This is a genomic window from Glutamicibacter sp. BS14 (assembly GCF_056934375.1).
In genome coordinates, this window is the sequence record NZ_CM167801.1 from 2449890 (window position 1) to 2467500 (window position 17611).

At 63.2% G+C, this 17611-nt stretch carries 15 protein-coding genes; 10 read left to right on the forward strand and 5 right to left on the reverse strand.

Going from position 1 to position 17611, the window contains the following annotated elements; translation table 11 throughout:
• Positions 1-38: 38 nt before the first annotated feature.
• Genes leuS through holA form a run of 5 tightly spaced genes read left to right on the forward strand, consistent with a single transcriptional unit; the run spans position 39 to position 7430 of the window.
• The gene (leuS, locus tag AC1Z36_RS11620; protein ID WP_332498623.1) at positions 39-2528 is read left to right on the forward strand and encodes a leucine--tRNA ligase; all 2490 of its coding nucleotides are present in this window, start codon (positions 39-41) and stop codon (positions 2526-2528) included.
• Between the two features lie 9 nt (positions 2529-2537).
• Positions 2538-3476 carry a DegV family protein gene (locus AC1Z36_RS11625; RefSeq protein ID WP_402734819.1) on the forward strand — a complete coding sequence of 313 codons (939 nt, stop codon included), beginning with the start codon at positions 2538-2540 and terminating at the stop codon, positions 3474-3476.
• Between the two features lie 15 nt (positions 3477-3491).
• Entirely contained in the window at positions 3492-4139 is a 648-nt protein-coding gene (locus AC1Z36_RS11630) for a ComEA family DNA-binding protein (RefSeq protein ID WP_402734820.1), read from the forward strand.
• Entirely contained in the window at positions 4136-6403 is a 2268-nt protein-coding gene (locus AC1Z36_RS11635; RefSeq protein WP_483561264.1) for a ComEC/Rec2 family competence protein, read from the forward strand. Before AC1Z36_RS11630 ends, AC1Z36_RS11635 begins: the two co-directional genes overlap by 4 nt.
• A gap of 34 nt (positions 6404-6437) precedes the next feature.
• On the forward strand, positions 6438-7430 hold the full coding sequence (holA, locus tag AC1Z36_RS11640; protein ID WP_105658323.1) for a DNA polymerase III subunit delta: 993 nt from the start codon (positions 6438-6440) through the stop codon (positions 7428-7430).
• 175 nt (positions 7431-7605) lie between these two features.
• On the opposite strand, the gene rpsT is transcribed toward holA, so the two are convergent.
• Both rpsT and AC1Z36_RS11650 read right to left on the reverse strand, forming a co-directional pair.
• Positions 7606-7866: a 30S ribosomal protein S20 gene (gene rpsT / locus AC1Z36_RS11645; RefSeq protein WP_105658324.1), complete on the reverse strand. Its 261-nt coding sequence runs from the start codon at positions 7864-7866 to the stop codon at positions 7606-7608.
• A gap of 170 nt (positions 7867-8036) precedes the next feature.
• Complete coding sequence (locus AC1Z36_RS11650) at positions 8037-8606, reverse strand: type II toxin-antitoxin system PemK/MazF family toxin (RefSeq protein WP_105658325.1); 570 nt, start codon at positions 8604-8606, stop codon at positions 8037-8039.
• 112 nt (positions 8607-8718) lie between these two features.
• Between AC1Z36_RS11650 and lepA the strand changes: the two genes are divergently transcribed.
• Complete coding sequence (gene lepA / locus AC1Z36_RS11655; protein ID WP_105658326.1) at positions 8719-10566, forward strand: translation elongation factor 4; 1848 nt, start codon at positions 8719-8721, stop codon at positions 10564-10566.
• Positions 10567-11796 carry a radical SAM family heme chaperone HemW gene (gene hemW, locus AC1Z36_RS11660; RefSeq protein WP_483561265.1) on the forward strand — a complete coding sequence of 410 codons (1230 nt, stop codon included), beginning with the start codon at positions 10567-10569 and terminating at the stop codon, positions 11794-11796.
• A 16-nt stretch (positions 11797-11812) separates the two neighbouring features.
• On the opposite strand, the gene AC1Z36_RS11665 is transcribed toward hemW, so the two are convergent.
• The gene (locus tag AC1Z36_RS11665; protein WP_105658328.1) at positions 11813-12214 is read right to left on the reverse strand and encodes a DUF4870 domain-containing protein; all 402 of its coding nucleotides are present in this window, start codon (positions 12212-12214) and stop codon (positions 11813-11815) included.
• Positions 12215-12304: 90 nt separating this feature from the next.
• The gene (locus AC1Z36_RS11670; protein WP_483561266.1) at positions 12305-13174 is read right to left on the reverse strand and encodes a DUF3097 domain-containing protein; all 870 of its coding nucleotides are present in this window, start codon (positions 13172-13174) and stop codon (positions 12305-12307) included.
• A gap of 127 nt (positions 13175-13301) precedes the next feature.
• Here AC1Z36_RS11670 and hrcA point away from each other — a divergent pair, with 127 nt between their 5' ends.
• From hrcA to AC1Z36_RS11685, 3 genes are all read left to right on the forward strand, one after another.
• A complete protein-coding gene (gene hrcA, locus AC1Z36_RS11675; RefSeq protein ID WP_105658330.1) occupies positions 13302-14315 on the forward strand; it encodes a heat-inducible transcriptional repressor HrcA in 1014 nt (337 codons plus the stop codon).
• A 65-nt stretch (positions 14316-14380) separates the two neighbouring features.
• Positions 14381-15505 (forward strand): molecular chaperone DnaJ, encoded by a 1125-nt coding sequence (gene dnaJ, locus AC1Z36_RS11680; protein ID WP_105658331.1) that lies wholly within the window; start codon positions 14381-14383, stop codon positions 15503-15505.
• Positions 15506-15507: 2 nt separating this feature from the next.
• Positions 15508-16281: a 16S rRNA (uracil(1498)-N(3))-methyltransferase gene (locus AC1Z36_RS11685; protein WP_483561267.1), complete on the forward strand. Its 774-nt coding sequence runs from the start codon at positions 15508-15510 to the stop codon at positions 16279-16281.
• A 330-nt stretch (positions 16282-16611) separates the two neighbouring features.
• On the opposite strand, the gene AC1Z36_RS11690 is transcribed toward AC1Z36_RS11685, so the two are convergent.
• The gene (locus AC1Z36_RS11690) at positions 16612-17523 is read right to left on the reverse strand and encodes a GerMN domain-containing protein (RefSeq protein WP_332728102.1); all 912 of its coding nucleotides are present in this window, start codon (positions 17521-17523) and stop codon (positions 16612-16614) included.
• Positions 17524-17611: the final 88 nt, after the last annotated feature.

Here is a 17611-nt window from a genome sequence, read left to right on the forward strand (position 1 = left end):
TATCGGAAATTTTCCGCAAAGCGTGTGAGAAGAGCAGCGTGACATCATCGACGAACGAACCCAGGACCTACGACTTCAAGGACATCGAGTCCAAGTGGCTTCCGGTGTGGGACGAACTACAGGTGTTCAAGCCCGCCGATGATGGCAGCCGCGAACGCCGCTATGTGCTGGACATGTTCCCCTACCCATCGGGCGATCTGCACATGGGCCACGCCGAGGCCTTCGCCATGGGCGATGTGGTCGCGCGCTACTGGCGCTTGCGCGGCTATGACGTGATGCACCCGATCGGCTGGGACTCCTTCGGCCTGCCCGCAGAGAATGCCGCGATCAAGCGCAATGCCCACCCTGCCGAGTGGACTTACAAGAACATCGATACCCAGGCCGCCAGCTTCAAGCGCTACGCGATCTCCGCCGATTGGGATCGCCGCTTGCACACCTCGGATCCGGAGTACTACCGCTGGACCCAGTGGCTGTTCAACAAGTTCTACGAGAAGGGCCTGGCCTACCGCAAGGACCACCCGGTGAACTGGTGCCCGAAGGACCAGACCGTGCTGGCCAACGAGCAGGTCGTCAATGGCGCTTGCGAGCGTTGCGGCACTGCGGTGACCAAGAAGTCGCTGAACCAGTGGTACTTCAAGATCACCGAATACGCTGACCGCCTGCTTGAGGACATGGAGCAGCTCAAGGGCCATTGGCCTGAGCGCGTGCTGCTGATGCAGAAGAACTGGATCGGCCGTTCCGAAGGGGCCGAGGTCACCTTCGGGATCGAAGCGCACGAGGACAAGCCTGCGCTGCAGATCCCGGTCTTCACCACCCGCCCGGACACCTTGTACGGTGCTACCTTCATGGTGGTCGCCGCCGACGCGCAGCTGGCTGGCGAACTGGTCACCGATGAGCACCGCGCCGCCTTGGAGGAATACCAGGAGCAGGTCAAGGCCCTGTCCGAGATCGAGCGCCAGTCCAGCGAACGCGAGAAGACCGGCGTATTCACCGGCCGCTACGCGATCAACCCGCTCTCCGGGGAGAAGGTGCCGGTCTGGGCGGCGGACTACGTGCTGGCCGACTACGGCACCGGAGCCATCATGGCCGTGCCTGCACACGACCAGCGCGACCTGGACTTCGCCAAGGCCTTTGACCTGCCAGTACGCGTGGTCGTCGAAACCGGTCTGGAAGACCCGAACGAAACCGGCACCGCCACCGCGGGCGAAGGCCAGCTGGTCAATTCGGGGCAGCTGTCCGGTTTGGAGAAGACCGAGGCGATCGCCAAGGCCATTGAGATCGTGGAAGCTGCCGGCACCGGCAAGCACACCATCAACTTCCGCCTGCGCGACTGGCTGCTGTCCCGCCAGCGCTTCTGGGGCACCCCGATCCCGATCATCCACTGCGCCGATTGCGGCGAGGTCCCGGTTCCCGACGACCAGCTGCCGGTGCGCCTGCCCGATAACCTGCGCGGCGAGCAGCTGGCCCCGAAGGGCACCTCCCCGCTGGCCGCCGCCGAGGAATGGGTCAACGTGGCCTGCCCGCAGTGCGGCGGCGCCGCCAAGCGCGACACCGACACCATGGACACCTTCGTGGATTCCTCCTGGTACTTCCTGCGCTTCGTCTCCCCGCAGTACACGCAGGGCCCTTTCGACCCGAAGGCCGTGCGCGACTGGATGCCGGTAGGCCAGTACGTCGGCGGGGTCGAGCATGCGATCCTGCACCTGCTGTACTCGCGCTTCTTCACCAAGGTCATCCACGACCTGGGCCTGATCGACGCGACCGAGCCGTTCTCCGCGCTGCTGAACCAGGGCCAGGTCCTGAACGGCGGCAAGGCGATGAGCAAGTCGCTGGGCAACGGCGTGGATTTGGGCGAGCAGCTGGACAAGTTCGGCGTCGACGCGGTACGCCTGACCATGGTCTTCGCCTCCCCGCCGGAGGACGACGTGGACTGGGCCGATGTCTCCCCATCGGGCTCGCAGAAGTTCCTGGCCCGCGCCTGGCGCATCGCCCAGGACACCACCAGCGAGGCCGGCGTGGACTACGCGGCAGGGGACAAGGCGCTGCGCCAGGTCACCCACCGCACCGTGCATGAATCCGCCGCGCTGCTGGATTCGGGCAAGTTCAACGTGGTCATCGCCAAGACCATGGAGCTGGTCAACGCGACCCGCAAGACCATCGACTCCGGTGCCGGGGCAGCGGACCCGGCAGTGCGCGAGGCCGCCACGGTGACCGCCCAGCTGCTGAGCATGTTCGCCCCGTACACCGCAGAGGACATGTGGGAAGCGCTGGGCTATGCGCCCTCCGTGGTCACCAGCGCCTGGCCTGAAGTGGACGAGTCGCTGCTGGTCGATGACACCATCACCGCGGTCGTGCAGATCAAGGGCAAGGTCCGTGCCCGCCTGGAGGTTCCGGTGGACATCACCGAGGAGCAGCTGCGCGCCCAGGCCCTGGCCCACGAGTCGGTGATCCGCATGCTCGATGGCAAGGAGCCGCTGAAGGTCATCGTGCGTGCGCCGAAGCTCGTGAACGTGGTTCCCGCCCCGTAAGCTCGGCTCATGACTGAACGCCAGAAAAGCTCGCGCGCGGGCTGGCTGCCCAAGTGGCTGGCCCCGCGCGGGCTTTCGCGTACCCGCATCGGGGTCGTCTCCGATTCGGCGTCCTGCCTGCCCGGGCATTTCGGGCCGCATCCGGACTTCATCGAAGTGCCGATCCCGATCATCGTGGACAACCATGTGCACGGCGAAGACCTGCAGGCGCTGATGATGGGCCTGGCCATGGGCAAGGCGGTGAAAACCTCGCGCCCGGCGCCAGGCGAGTTCGAACGCGCCTACCGGCAGCTGCTCGACGCCGGCTGCGAGTCGATCATCTCGATCCACATGTCCGGGGCGCTGTCGGGCACCGTGGAGGCGGCCCGCTTGGCGGCCCGCAGCTTTGACGCACCAATCACCGTGGTCGATTCGCGCACCGTGTGCCTGCCCCAGGGATTTGCCGTGGCCGATGTGCTGGCTGCCCGCGCCGCCGGCGCCCCGCTGGAGATGCTCGAGCAGATCGCCGGCACGGCCACCGCCAACACCGTGTACTTCGCGGTGCCGAGCCTTGAGCAGCTGCGCCGCGGCGGCCGGATCAGCGCGCTGTCCTCCGTGGTCGGCAGCTTGCTGAATTTCAAGCCGATCCTCGGGATCGCCGAGGGCTCGATCGTCGCCCTGGAAAAGCCCCGCTCCTTCGCGCGCGCCACCGCACGGCTGGTCGCCCTGGCCCTGCGCGACGCCCGCGACGCCAATGGCGAGGTGCGGCTGGGGGTGATGCATTTCGGTGCCGAGGAACTGGCCGAGGAAATCGCCACCGAACTGGCACCGTTCAGCGCCATGCCGGTCGTGGTCGAGTCCCTTCCGGCGGTGCTGGCCGCGCATACCGGCCTGGGCGTGATCGCCGTGTGCGTCGCCCCCAGCTATCCACAGTCGGCGTCCATCCTGGATCGGCCGCCGGCACCATAGCCCAGACTGTGGCCCATGGGCCGCCACGACTTCTTCAGCAAGTACGCGCCACGTCCCGGTCGCCTGAGATTCGCGATCTCGCGCGTGGCCGTGCTGGTGCTGGTTATCGTGGTGCTCGCCTGGATTGCGATCTCCATCCTGCTCGCGCCACCGCCGGTCGCCCAGGAGCTTGAAACAGTTCCGCTGGTATCCGACCCGTCCGCTACGGCGCCGGCGGACCGCCAGTCCCCGAGCCCGGCCGCACCCGAGGTCACGGTCCACGTGGTCGGCGCGGTGAAGAAGCCCGGCGTCTACCAGCTGCCCGTGGATTCGCGGATTGCCGACGCGGTGGACGCCGCCGGCGGGCTGGCCAAGGGCGCACGTGCGCAGATGGTGAACCTGGCGGCCAAGCTGGTCGACGGCCAGCAGGTGGTCCTTCCGGGCGCCGAGACGGCCACGGAACCAGCCGCGGCACCGAGCGCGACGGCGGGCGGGAAGATTTCGCTCAACAGTGCCGATTCCCAGACCCTGCAGGAGCTTCCGGGGATCGGTCCGGCATTGGCAGCCCGGATCATCGACTTCCGCACCGAGAACGGCCCGTTCAGCTCCGTGGAAGAGCTGGATGCGGTACCGGGCATCGGTCCGGCGCTGCTGGGCCAGCTGAGCGAACTGGTGATCCCGTGAACACCGATTTCCGCGGCCTGTGGCTGCTGGGCGGCGCGTGGACCGCCGCCTACTTCACCCTCCCAGTCTGGTTGCTCTGGGTACTTTCCGCGCTGATGGCTATCCTGCTGTTCCTGCTATTGCGGCCCCGGCACGACCGCGCCTACGCGGCGCCATGGTTTACCGGTCCCATTATCCTGCTCCTGGGGGTGGTGGCCGTCAGCAGCCTGGCCTTCACCGACCCCCAGTGCCAGCTGCCGGGCGCCGGCGAGCAACAGCGCCGTGCCGTGGTCCGCTTCGAGGACCCGGCCACCGCGCAGGGCCAGGGGGCTGCCGCCGGCCGGGCGGAAATCCAGCGGTACTGGGCCAACGGCCAATGGGTGCCATGCCGGGTGCCGGTCTTCCTCACCATTGATTTCGGGGTGCCTGCCACTGCGGGCGAGTTCGAGACCATCCTCGACTTGGAAGCAGCAGCTGCCGGCGCCTTCGATTGGTGGGCGCATGCCGCCAGTGAACCGCAGGTGAGCTCCTGGGTTGAGCCTACCGCCGCGGATTACCTCAAGGAACGGTTCACCCAGGGCCTGCGCGGCCTGCCGGACAATGCCCAGGCGCTGCTGCCTGGCATGCTCTATGGCGATCGTTCCGGACAGGACGAAGCGTTGAGCGAGGCGATGAGATCCAGCGGGTTGAGCCACCTGACCGCGGTGAGCGGATCGAACATTGCCCTGATCGGGGCCATTGTGCTGGTGCTGCTCCGGCTGTTTTCGGTGCCACGGGCACCCAGCGCGATCTTGATGATTGGCGTGGTCGGGCTCTTCGCCTGGTTTGCCGGGCCGGATCCCAGTGTCCTGCGCGCCAGCCTGATGGGCAGCATTGCGGTCATCTCGGTGCTGCTGGGTCGTGGCCAAGGCTCTCTGGGAATACTGTGCCTGAGCGGAACCGCCTTGCTGGCTATCGATCGCTCGCTGGGTGCCGAACCGGCCTTCGCCCTGTCGATGCTGGCGACCCTGGGAATCATCATGCTCGCCCCGGCCCTGACCGAAATTCTTCTCCACATATTCCCGGCCTGGTTCGCGCAGCTGACGGCCATTTGCTGCGCGGCACAGTTCACCTGCCTGCCGGTGGTCATCGCGTTGAATTCGGATTTCAGCCTGTACTCGCTGCCCGCGAACCTCGTGGTCGCGCCGTTGCTGCCCTTGATTACTGCGCTCGGCATGGCCTGCCTGCTGCTGTGCACGCCGTGGCCAGCGCTGGAATCGGTGCTGATCTGGGTTCCGGGGCTGCCGGCAGAAGCCATTGGCCAGGTGGCCCATTTCGTTTCCGGGCTCCCCGGTGCCGCCCGGCCGTGGCCCGAAGGCCTACCCGGAATCGTCTTGGCAGTGATGCTCTCCCTGGTGCTTTGCACCCTGCTGGTGCTGGGCCGGGAAACCGAGAGGCTCCGGGTCAGGCAGGTGTCCCTAAGCGTGCTGGGAGCGATCCTGGTATTCGCCGTTGCGCTCGTTCTGCCTGCGACGCTGTTCTACCGGGAAGATATCGCGCCGCATTGGAGCATTGCCATGTGCGATGTGGGCCAGGGCGACGCCTTCGTCATCAATCTGGGGGATTCAGAGGGCTGGCTGATCGATACCGGACCACCGGAGAGCGGGTTGTTGCTGTGCCTGGAGCGGCTGGGCATCAGCACCTTGAGCAAGGTCTTCATCACGCACACCCACAGCGACCATTTCGGGGCCGTGGGCGAGCTGGAGAATTCGCACGTAAAGATTGGTGAACGCCTGGTCTCGACCGGGTTCGACCTTGAACTATGGCCCGGTGCACGCGCCTTGGAGCCCGGTACGCGACAGGCTGCAGGGGAGGTGGGCTTCGAAGTCGTGGGCCCCGAGGCGCGCTTCGCGAAATACGCCGAACCCAACGATACGTCGCTGGTCATCCGGTTCAGCTTTTCCACCGGGGCCGGAACCATCGATCTCTTCACAGCCGGGGACATGGAAACCGAAGCCATGGATCGCCTGCTGCGCCTGCATCCGCAAGAGCATGCAGCGATCCTGAAAGCCTCGCACCATGGGGCACGCAACGGCGGTACCGAAATCATCGAGCAGATCCGTCCGCAGATCCTGCTGGTCTCCGCGGGGAAGGATAATTCCTATGGCCATCCGCACCCCGAAACCCTGGAGATGGCGCAGCAGGTCGGCGCGACGGTGATTCGCACCGACCAATCGGGTACCGTACTGCTCACATTTACCAGCCAGGGCGTTCTGGGTACCGCCCTGGGTACGCCAGTTCGGTAGGATCGTTATATCGACCGATGCACTAAGGAGTTCGATGGCACGCGCCCAAGCAAATCCGGGTATCTCATGGCGGGAACTGCGCCCGCAACCACTGATCCTGTTGACCGGTTCAGAGGATTACCTCGCTTCGCGCGCCTTCGAATTGCTGCGTTCCCAGGCATCCCAGCGGGACGATATCCAGCACACGCGTCTTGACGCGGCAAAGTACGAGCCTGGAGAGCTGCTCATGGCCACCAGCTCTTCGCTGTTTTCCAGCGCCAATCTGGTCGAGGTCCACGAACTGGCCCACATGAACGAGTACTTCCTCAAGGACGCCCTGGCCTACCTGAAAGACCAGGCTCCCGAGAATGTGCTCATCATGCATTACTCGGGTGGTACGCGCGGCAAGAAGCTGATTGACGCAATCAAAGCTGCCGGTGCCCTGATCGTCAATTGCCAACCGGTGAAAAAGGACTCCGAGAAGATCGACTTCGTCCAGTCCGAATTCAAGGCCGCTAAGCGCCGGATTACCAATGACGCGGTCAAAGCCCTCGTAGCGGCGGTAGGCAACTCGCTGGCAGAGCTTGGATCGAGCTGCTCCCAGCTGATTGCCGACACCACGGGAACCATTGACCAGGATACGGTCGACAGGTACTACGGCGGCCGGGTTGAAGCAACTGCGTTCAAGGTGGCCGATGCCGCAATTTCCGGCAACGCCCAGATGGCGCTTCGCACTTTGCGCCATGCGCTGGGTACTGGAACCGACCCGATTCCCATTGTGGCCACCTTGGCGATGAAGGTCCGCCAGATCGCCAAGGTCGCCGGCGTGAATGAACCCGCAGCTTCATTGGCATCCGAGTTGGGGATGGCGCCGTGGCAAGTTCAGCAGGCGCAGCAGCAGGCTCGCGGCTGGAAACGCAGCGATCTTGCCCTGTGCGTCGAAGAAATAGCGAATACCGACCGCATGGTCAAGGGCGGCAGCCGTTCACCGGGCTACGCGCTGGAACACGCCATCATGTTCATTGCAGGCAAGGCTCCGGGACGCTAGTCGCTGAGGTTCCAGGTGGGGGCGGGCACGATGCACTCCTGCGCGCTCCCACTGCTCTTTAATGAAGGCTAGCCATCAGCGCGTGTCTGCCTGGAAGCTTCGATGAGCAGTTCCGGGCAAAACAAAACCCCCGCACTCGATGAGTGCGGGGGAGTTGATGAAGTCTAAGCTCGGCTTAGAGGGCGTTAACCTTCTTGGCGATAGCCGACTTGCGGTTAGCAGCGTTGTTCTTGTGCAGAACACCCTTGCTTACAGCCTTGTCGATCTTCTTGCCAGCCAGGCGCAGTGCCTCGGTTGCCTTTTCCTTGTCACCGGAGACTACTGCCTCGTTGACGTTACGGATCACGGTCTTGACCTCGGAACGGACAGCTACGTTACGCAGACGTGCCTTCTCGTTGGTCAGGATACGCTTCTTCTGGGACTTGATGTTAGCCACTTTAATAAACTCTCTCGTTTATCGTTTTATACGGTCGGTAGAGGGTTCATCCTTCAGGCCATCGACTGAGCGGTGTGGGGCACCTATGGCGACCCGAAGGGGGCGTGTTGCCCAACCTGCGCAACACACAAAGATTAACTTTATCAGATAGGGAGCCTGACAACGAGTGCTTATGCGCGTTCGTTTAGGGCGTTCACCACATTTGAGAAGCGTTCGCGATCCAGGATGGCGCCTTCGCGGCGGACGGCTTGCTCGCCGACTCGGATAATGCGATCGAGCTTGACCTCGCTCGGACGCCGCTCGCGGTCCCAGTCCCCGGTACCGATGTCCATGTAGTTGCGGTCGCGGTGATCCGAGTTGTTCTTGTCCTTGCTGGTGAGCATCAACCCCAGCAGCCAGCCACTATCACGGCCGACGATCAGCACCGGGCGATCCTTGCCCTGCGAATAATCCTCTTCATAGGGAACCCAAGTCCAGACAATTTCGCCCGGATCGGCGTTGCCGTCCTTCGCCGGGTTGTACTCGTAGTGAATCTTGCCACGGTAATCACCCGGGTAGCCGGCACCCGCTGGAGAATCCTGCATGGAGTTGGCACGAGAGCGGCTTCCGGCAGTGCTCGGGGACCCGCTGGCCCCGCGGTTGCTGGCCGGGCGCTTGCTTGCCGAATTTGCGCGGACCTTGCTGATTTCCTTCAGCGCGCGCATGACGATGCTAAATATCTTCTCTGGATTCAGTGCCATGGACGACAAACTATCAGTTTCAGGCTGTCGAAATATAAGAAGACGCGGAAATCATGACAGAATGGAAGCTAATCCAACTATGTCTTTTAGTCAGCTAGTGAGGTCTGTTTAGGTGTCTCCATTGGCCCGCACCGCTCCGGTGCCTGCCGCGACCGATCCGTCGCTCATCCGTAACTTCTGCATCATTGCCCATATCGACCACGGTAAGTCGACCCTGGCCGACCGGATGTTGCAACTGACCGGCGTTGTCGCTGCCCGCGACATGAAGGCACAGTACCTCGACCGCATGGACATCGAGCGCGAACGCGGCATCACCATCAAGTCCCAGGCTGTGCGCATGCCGTGGGGAGCCGAAGATGGCACCCCCTATGCACTGAACATGATCGATACCCCCGGGCACGTCGACTTCACCTACGAAGTCTCGCGTTCGCTGGCCGCCTGCGAAGGCGCGATCCTGCTAGTTGACGCCGCCCAGGGCATCGAGGCGCAGACCCTGGCCAACCTCTATTTGGCTATCGAGGGCGATCTGACGATCATCCCTGTGCTCAATAAGATCGACCTGCCCAACGCGCAGCCGGAAAAGTACGCTGCCGAGCTGGCCAACCTGATCGGTTGCGAGCCAGAAGACGTGCTGAAGGTTTCGGGCAAGACCGGTGAAGGCGTTGAAGCACTGCTAGATGAGGTCATCAAGCAGCTCCCGCCGCCTGTCGGCGATGCCAAGGCTCCGGCTCGCGCAATGATCTTCGACTCCGTATACGACACCTACCGTGGCGTGGTGACCTACGTTCGAGTTGTCGATGGCAATCTGTCTCCTCGCGAGAAGATCCAGATGATGTCCACCGGCACCACCCACGAACTGCTGGAAATCGGCGTATCCTCGCCGAACCCCGAGCCCACCAAGGGCCTGGGCGTTGGCGAAGTGGGCTACCTGATCACCGGTGTCAAGGACGTGCGCCAGTCCAAGGTCGGCGATACCGTCACCAACTTCCACAAGCCGGCCACCGAGTCCCTGGGCGGGTACGAAGAGGCCAAGCCAATGGTCTTCTCCGGCCTGTACCCGATGGACGGCACCGACTACCCGGTACTGCGTGATGCGCTGGATAAGCTGCAGCTCAACGATGCTGCGCTGACCTACGAACCGGAAACCTCCGTGGCCCTGGGCTTCGGCTTCCGCGTGGGCTTCCTGGGCCTGCTGCACCTGGAAATCACCCGCCAGCGACTGGAATCCGAATTCAATCTGGACCTGATTTCCACGGCGCCGAACGTGGTGTACGAGGTCATGGGCGAAGACAAGCAAATGATTACGGTCACCAACCCCTCGGAATTCCCGGATGGCAAGATCCTGGAAGTCCACGAGCCAATGGTTGCCGCCACCATCCTGGCGCCCAGCGAATTCATCGGCTCGGTCATGGAACTGTGCCAGACCCGCCGCGGCACCATGCGCGGCATGGACTACCTCTCCGAGGACCGTGTCGAAATGCGCTACCACCTTCCGCTGGCTGAGATCGTGTTCGACTTCTTCGACCACCTCAAGTCCAAGACCCGCGGCTATGCTTCGCTGGACTGGAAGGCCGACGGCGAGCAGGTTGCAGATCTGGTCAAGGTCGACATCCTGCTCCAGGGCGAGCAAGTGGATGCCTTCAGCGCCATTACGCACCGCGACAAGGCCTACAATTACGGGACCATGATGACCTCGAAGCTGCGTGAGCTGATTCCTCGCCAGCAGTTCGAAGTTCCAATCCAGGCCGCGATCGGTTCGCGCATCATTGCCCGCGAGAACATCCGCGCAATCCGCAAGGACGTTCTTGCCAAGTGCTACGGCGGCGATATCAGCCGCAAGCGCAAGCTGCTGGAAAAGCAGAAGGAAGGCAAGAAGCGCATGAAGATGGTCGGCCGCGTGGAGGTTCCGCAGGAAGCCTTCATTGCCGCACTGTCCACCGACGAGCCGAAAAAGAAGTAAATGCCTTCAGTACTGCCTGACGGCGATCCGGCTCCGGCCGATGGTCTGCTCCCTGCCTCATGCGCGCATGAGGCACAGGGGCGGACCATGTCCTTTTATGTGCATATTCCGTTCTGCACCGTCCGTTGCGGCTACTGCGATTTCAACACGTACACCGCCACGGAGCTGGGCTCCGGTTCCAGCCAAGCAACCTACGCTGCCACCGTCAGCAAGGAAATCAGCTTCGCCCGCGAGGTGATGGACCGTTCGGGCCAACCGCACCGCGAAATTGAAACTGTCTTCTTCGGCGGCGGAACTCCCACGCTGCTGTCCGCCGGAGACCTGGTCTCGGTGCTCGGCCGGATCCGCGACGACTTCGGCCTGAAGCCGGGTGCGGAAATCACCACGGAGGCCAACCCGGATTCGGTGACCCGCGAAAGCCTGCAGGAGCTGGCCGACGGCGGGTTCACCCGCGTGTCCTTCGGCATGCAGTCCGCGGTGCCCCACGTGCTCAAGGTGCTTGAGCGCACCCATGATCCGAAGCGCGTTCCGCAAGCCGTTGCGTGGGCGCGCGAGGCCGGCCTGGATGTCAGTGTCGATCTGATTTATGGCACTCCGGGGGAGAGCCTGGCAGACTGGCGCACCAGCATCGAAGCCGCGTTGAGCTACGAACCTGATCACATTTCGGCGTATGCGCTGATCATCGAGGAAGGCACCAAGCTGGCGGCCCAGATTCGCCGTGGCGAGGTACCGAACATCGATGATGACGACCATGCCGAAAAGTACCAGTTGGCCGACGACATGTTTGCCACGGCCGGTTTCTCCTGGTACGAGGTCAGCAACTGGGCGAAGACCCCGGCGAATGCCTGCCAGCACAACATCGCTTACTGGCAGGGCGGCGACTGGTGGGGCGCAGGCCCCGGCGCGCATTCCCATGTTGGCGGGCTGCGCTGGTGGAATGTGAAGCATCCAGCCGCGTATCAGCAACGGATCGATGCTGGAATCTCCCCGGGCCACGGCCGCGAATACCCGGATGCCGAGGCCGTGCAGCTTGAGCGCACGATGCTGTTGACCCGGCTGGGTTCGGGCATGAAGATTAGCGAGCTCGATGAAACCGGACGCAAGAAAGTCGCCGGCTTGATCGCCGACGAGCTGATTGATGCCAAGGCCGCGTTCGCCGGCACATTGGTGTTAACGCAGCGAGGCCGGCTCCTGGCCGACCTCGTGGTGCGTGAACTGCTCGATTTCTAAGACTGGGAAACCGCTGCTACTTCATCAGCCGCAGATTGAATTGGTAGCGGTAAGGGCGTCCCTTGTTGGCCTGGATGGCAGCAAGGGCGCCCGAGACCGTCATGAAGACCCAGAGGGCCACGGCGAGTACTGCGAAAAGCCAGCCGATCACCGGCAAGACCATGAGCACATTGAATACGATGGCGAGAATGGTCAGCGGGAACGTGAAATTGAACGCTTCCTTCGATTCCTGTGCAGTGAACGGGCCACGGTCCCGGAATACGGCAAAGACGATTGCCGAAGGAACGCAACCCAAGATGGCACCGAAGTGGGCCATCATTGCCCACTGGCGATCTTCTGAAGGAGTCAGCGGCAGCGCAGAGGTCCTGGAACCTTCGAAGCGGGAATTCTCCGATGGCTTCGTCTGGCGTGATGTCACTATTTTTCCTTGTCTTGCTAAGTGTGGTTCCTCTTATCATAGCGACCGCGGCTGGGCGCACGGGGAGATTCGCAGACTAATCTCCAACTATTAGTCAATCGTTAGGAAACCGTAATCTTCGGTCGTGAGAAAATCGATCAATTCTTCAATCCGGCCCAAGAGCTGCGGTTCAAGCTGCCCGTAATGCTGCACCGTGGACAAGAGCCGCTGCCATCCGATGCCGATGTCTTCCGCGGTGGAGTGCGGCCAGCCAAAGGCCCGGAGCACACCGGTTTTCCAATCGGTGCCCTTGGGGATCACCGGCCAAGCCTTGATGCCCAGTGTCGCAGGCTTGATCGCCTGCCATACATCCACGTACGGGTGGCCGAGGATCAGCACGTTTTGCGCTGCACCGGGGACCTTCATCGCCTCGGCAACGATGCGCGATTCCTTGCTTCCGGCAACCAGGTGGTCAACCAGGATTCCCAGGCGGCGCTGCGCGGAGGGGGCGAAGTCGCGGATAGCCCCGGCAAGATCGTCCACGCCATGCAGCGGTTCAACGACGATGCCTTCAACACGCAGGTCGTGGCCCCAAACTTTTTCAACCAGCTCAGCGTCGTGCTTGCCTTCTACCCAGATGCGGCTTGCCCTGGCTTCCCGGGCCTTCAGTCCGGCAACGGCACGCGAACCCGAAGCCGAGACCAGCTTCTGGGGCGGTGCGGCCTTGGCAACGGGATCAATGATCTGCACCGCTTCGCCTTCGAGGAAGAACCCGAAGCCCGCCTGGAGGGAGCGGGTCTTGCCGTGGCGGTCCTCGAGCACGATCACGCGCATGCCACCGGATTTCTCGGTACGGATGACTTCTCCTACCCATCCTGAGGTGGCATCTTCCAGAATCATGCCACGTTCAACAGGGACCTGGCGGAGTTTTTTCGGTGCCGGTGCACTCAGATCCCGTGGTCCCCAGGAGTAATTAGTCACGTACTGCCTTTCGCTGTGATCGAATACGCTCGAAATCCAATGCTAGCAACTGCTGAACGTATTAGACTTGGCACTTGACAGGTTAGAGTGCCAAAGCCGGGCACAGGGAATCCAAGGAGGTGCTGTTGTGACAGAGCCGCGACGCCTAGACGTTCTGCGGGCCATCGTGGAGGACTACGTCCAATCCCGTGAGCCAGTGGGTTCCAAAGCGCTCCTGGACCGGCACAACCTCGGTGTCAGCGCCGCAACGATCCGCAATGACATGGCTATGCTGGAAGAAGAGGGGCTCATAGTCGCTCCGCATACTTCCTCCGGACGGATCCCCACCGAAAAGGGATACCGCCGCTTCGTCGATGAGATCGGCGAGCTCAAGCCGCTGTCGCGGGCTGAACGCGACGCCATCAACAAGATCCTGGACAGCTCCACGGACCTGGACGAGATGCTCAAGAGCACCGTTCGCCTCCTGGCGCGGTTGACCAACCAGGTAGCAATGATCCAGGTGCCGCACTACGACACCGCTTCGTTGAAGAACCTCGATCTGGTCGGACTGGGCTCGGCCCAGGTGCTGATGGTGATGATCGCTTCCAATGGCACGGTGGATCAGCGCATGATGCCGGTCCAGCGTTCCTACAGCGATGATGAGCTGGATGACTTGAAGCTGTGGCTGCTCAACAATTTCGGGGGAGTGAAGCTTGCCGAACTTGCCGGCCGGCTCACCCGCATCGAGCGCAGTTCGACGCAGCAGGCCGACCCCCTGGTGGACCAGGTGATCGGTGCGCTGGAAGAAATGGCCCAGGCGGCCAACGCGCAACGCATCATCATGGCAGGCACCGCGAACCTCGCCCGCGTGGAAGGGGACTTCCCGCTGAGCATAACCCCGGTGCTCGAGGCGCTCGAGGAGCAGGTAGTGCTGCTCAAGCTCTTCTCCGAGCTGGAAGCCGATTCGCGCGGCGTGGCCGTGGCCATCGGCACCGAGCACCACTACGGGCAGCTGTCGGAAGCCGCCGTGGTCGCCACCACCTACGGCACCGATGTGCGCAACAAGCTCGGGGTCCTGGGCCCCACCCGGATGAACTATCCAACCTCCATGGCCTCGGTTCGTGCGGTGGCACGGTACCTGTCGAAGATTTTGGCTAACTAGCCTCGCTGGGCACCGCCCGGCACTACCGAATTTCAAGATTCTCAGGAAAGGACACGGCGAATAACGTGAGCTCGCATTACGAGACCCTAGGCGTCGCCAAGGACGCGACCCCGCAGGAAATCAAGAGTGCCTACCGCAAGTTGGCGCGTAAGCTGCACCCGGATGTAAACCCTAGCGATGACGCTGCAGAACAGTTCAAGCTGGTCACCCGAGCCTACGAAGTCCTTTCCGACCAGACCAAGCGCTCCAACTACGACGCCACCGGCGATGAGAACGGCAACGGCCACCCGGGCTTCGGCGGTGGCGGCCAGGGCTTTGGCGGCTTCGGCGACATCTTCGAGCAGTTCTTCGGTGGCGGCCAGGCCCAGGGCCCGGCATCACGCACCCAGCCGGGCCGCGACGCGCTGATCACCATCACCATCGACCTGGAAGACGCGGTCAAGGGCACGGTCTACCCGCTGGAGATGGAAACCGCTGTCACCTGCAAGACGTGCAACGGTTCGTGCACGCGCGAAGGCACCAGCCCGGTCACCTGCGACATCTGCCATGGCGCAGGCCAGGTGCAGCGTCCAGTGCGTTCATTCCTGGGCCAGATGATGACCGTGGAAACCTGTGCGGCCTGCCGCGGTTTCGGCACCACCATCCCGGACCCCTGCCTGGAGTGCAACGGCGAAGGCCGGGTGCGCGAGCATGTGTCCAAGTCGCTGAACGTTCCTGCAGGTGTCGACTCCGGCACCCGCATCCAGCTGCGCGGACAGGGCGAAGCCGGCCCGGGCGGCGGGCCTAACGGCAACCTGTTCGTCGAGATCGACGTGCGCCGCCATAAGGTCTTCGAGCGCGCCGGCACCGACCTGCACGCCAAGATGAGCCTGCCAATGACCGCCGCCGCACTGGGTTGCGAGCTGAAGCTGGAAACCTTCGACGGCGGCCAGTCCATCAATGTGGAGCCAGGCGCCCAGGATGGCGACACCGTCACCCTGCCGGGCCTCGGTGTGCCGCGCCTGCGCGGAGGCAAGCGCGGGGACATCATCGTGCACCTGCAGGTGGAGACGCCGACCAAGCTCGACGCTGCCCAGCGCGATCTGCTCGAGCAACTGGCCAAGCTGCGTGGCGAAGAACTCTCGGCCGGCCGCGTGGAGCACAGCGGCGGCATGTTCTCCCGCCTGCGCGACAAGCTGAACCAGCGCTAGGCATGAGCAACCACAGCTTCGTCATCGACGCCCAGCAGGGCCGGGACGCAACGGTCGGGGACATTCTTGAACTGGATGGCTCCGAAGCGCACCACGCGGTCACCGTTAAACGGGTCTCCGCGGGCGAGCACCTGGACCTGCTGGATGGCAAGGGGCTGCGCCTGACTGTGGAGGTCATCGGCACCGCCAAGGACCTGCTGAGCGTGAAGGTCCTGCGCCGTGCCGAGGAAGCGGTCAGCGATCACCCGGTCACCCTGGTCCAGGCGCTGTCCAAGGGGGATCGCGACCTGCAAGCTGTCGAGTCCGGCGTGGAACTGGGCGTGCTGTCGGTACGCCCCTGGCAGGCCGACCGCTCGATCGTGCGCTGGAACGCGGCCAAGGTCGACAAGGCCATGGCCAAGTGGCGCGCCCAGGTGCGCTCGGCGCAGAAGCAGTCGCGCCGCGCCTATGAGCCGGAGGTGCTGGACCCGCTGGGTTCCAAGGAACTGGCCAAGGCCATCGCGGCCGATACCGCAAATGGCGCACTGGTTCTGGTTCTGCACGAGCAGGCCGCGGAATCGGTGGCCCGGCATGTGCAGTCGTGGCTCGCCGATGCGCGGGCCGGCCAGGAGGTCATCATGATCGTCGGGCCAGAAGGAGGCATCTCCGAAACGGAGCTGCGGTCCTTCGTCGATGCCGGCGCCCAACCAGCCCTGCTGGGCCAGCATGTGCTGCGTGCCTCGACCGCGGGCCCCGCGGCCCTGGTCTTGATTCGCCATTTGATCGGCGAAATCTAGGTTCCAGAATTCCGGTTAGCAGGTGAATTGCTCCGCAGATCCCGGCAGGCATGTGCCTGCCGGGATCTGCGGAGCAATTTCGTCTCCGGCCGGCGCAACGGGTTCGAGCCGAGAAAAGGCCTCGGGACGGGGAACGCGAAGTCGCTGCGGGCCGGATACGCGAATCCGGCAGCCGATCGGATCACGACGCTGTCCAAGGCAACGGCACTGGAAATCCTGCCAGCAGGCCAAGAATGCTCAGCCGCCACCAGTTCAGGAGCTGGCCCGGACAACGGGCGCCCAGGTTCATGTCCAGGGCTTCCGGCGGGGGCTGCAGCGCTGGATGCTGCGTTACTCGACGCGGAAGTCGCTGGTGACCTTGCCGACCAGATGGTCCGATTCGGTCTCAACGCCCCAGAAAGTCAGGCGGTATGAGCCGGCACGCAGATCGGTGGTCAGGGTGAATGAACCGTCGGCATTGATCTGCCCGGGGTTGACCTGCTTCTGAGCGGTCATCACCGTGAGCTTGCCGTCGGCGTCCTTGCGCTGCAAGGAGTAGAAGGTGCCGATGTCGAACTGGGTGGTTCGGCCGTTAATCTTGATCGAGCCATCCGCCAAGGTCTTGTTGAACTGCGGATCGATGATCCAGATCGGTGCAATGAACGCCGCATCGCGCTCGTAGACATCCTTGAGCCGGAAACCGTCGAAGACTGTGGCATTTGCCTGGCCGTCAACCAGGATGCGGACCGTTGCGGGAAGCTCGCCCACGACCAGTCCAGCGCTGGCGGCAGCTGCCGTAGCGGTGAAGACCAATTGCTGGATGGCGCGCTCCGACAGGCCCTGGTCGAGATTGGCGCTGAAGACCTTGGCCGGCAGATCCAAGGTGATGACATTCGCATTATTGATTGAAACCCCGATTTCATCGGTGGGCTTCAAATGGGTATAGCGTTTCGGCTTCATCGGGTCGGCTGAGAGCAGCGTCCAGATCGCATCGCCGATGGGTTCCTGATGGCGGGTGTCCTCGATGTACTCGCGGTACAGGAACACGCCGGTATCGGTGTTTTCCAGCCAGTAGATGGGCAGGCTAGCCGCGATGCCGACATCCTCGCCAGCGTCGGTGGCGTTCGGCAGGTTCAGCGATTCAGCCACGGCGGTCGATGGCATCTCATAGGAGCTCTCGCGATTCGTCAGACCGCATCCTGCGGCGACGACGAGAGCGGCAGTGATTCCCAAAACGCCGAATCGGCGTGGAATCTTCCGCAAGATCCTTGATTGCACTGCGTACCAATCCGTGGTGATTTTAGCTGTTGTGGCTCCTGGCCGTATTGGAACCGCTCTCAAGCTTGCCATA

What these genes read in the sequence shown, in the direction of transcription:
- AC1Z36_RS11625 (WP_402734819.1), top strand. Translation starts at nt 2,538, where the DNA reads ATGACTGAACGCCAGAAAAGCTCGCGCGCGGGCTGGCTGCCCAAGTGG.
- AC1Z36_RS11630 (WP_402734820.1), top strand. Translation starts at nt 3,492, where the DNA reads ATGGGCCGCCACGACTTCTTCAGCAAGTACGCGCCACGTCCCGGTCGC.
- holA (WP_105658323.1), top strand. Translation starts at nt 6,438, where the DNA reads ATGGCACGCGCCCAAGCAAATCCGGGTATCTCATGGCGGGAACTGCGC.
- AC1Z36_RS11650 (WP_105658325.1), bottom strand. Translation starts at nt 8,606, where the DNA reads ATGGCACTGAATCCAGAGAAGATATTTAGCATCGTCATGCGCGCGCTG.
- hemW (WP_483561265.1), top strand. Translation starts at nt 10,567, where the DNA reads ATGCCTTCAGTACTGCCTGACGGCGATCCGGCTCCGGCCGATGGTCTG.
- AC1Z36_RS11685 (WP_483561267.1), top strand. Translation starts at nt 15,508, where the DNA reads ATGAGCAACCACAGCTTCGTCATCGACGCCCAGCAGGGCCGGGACGCA.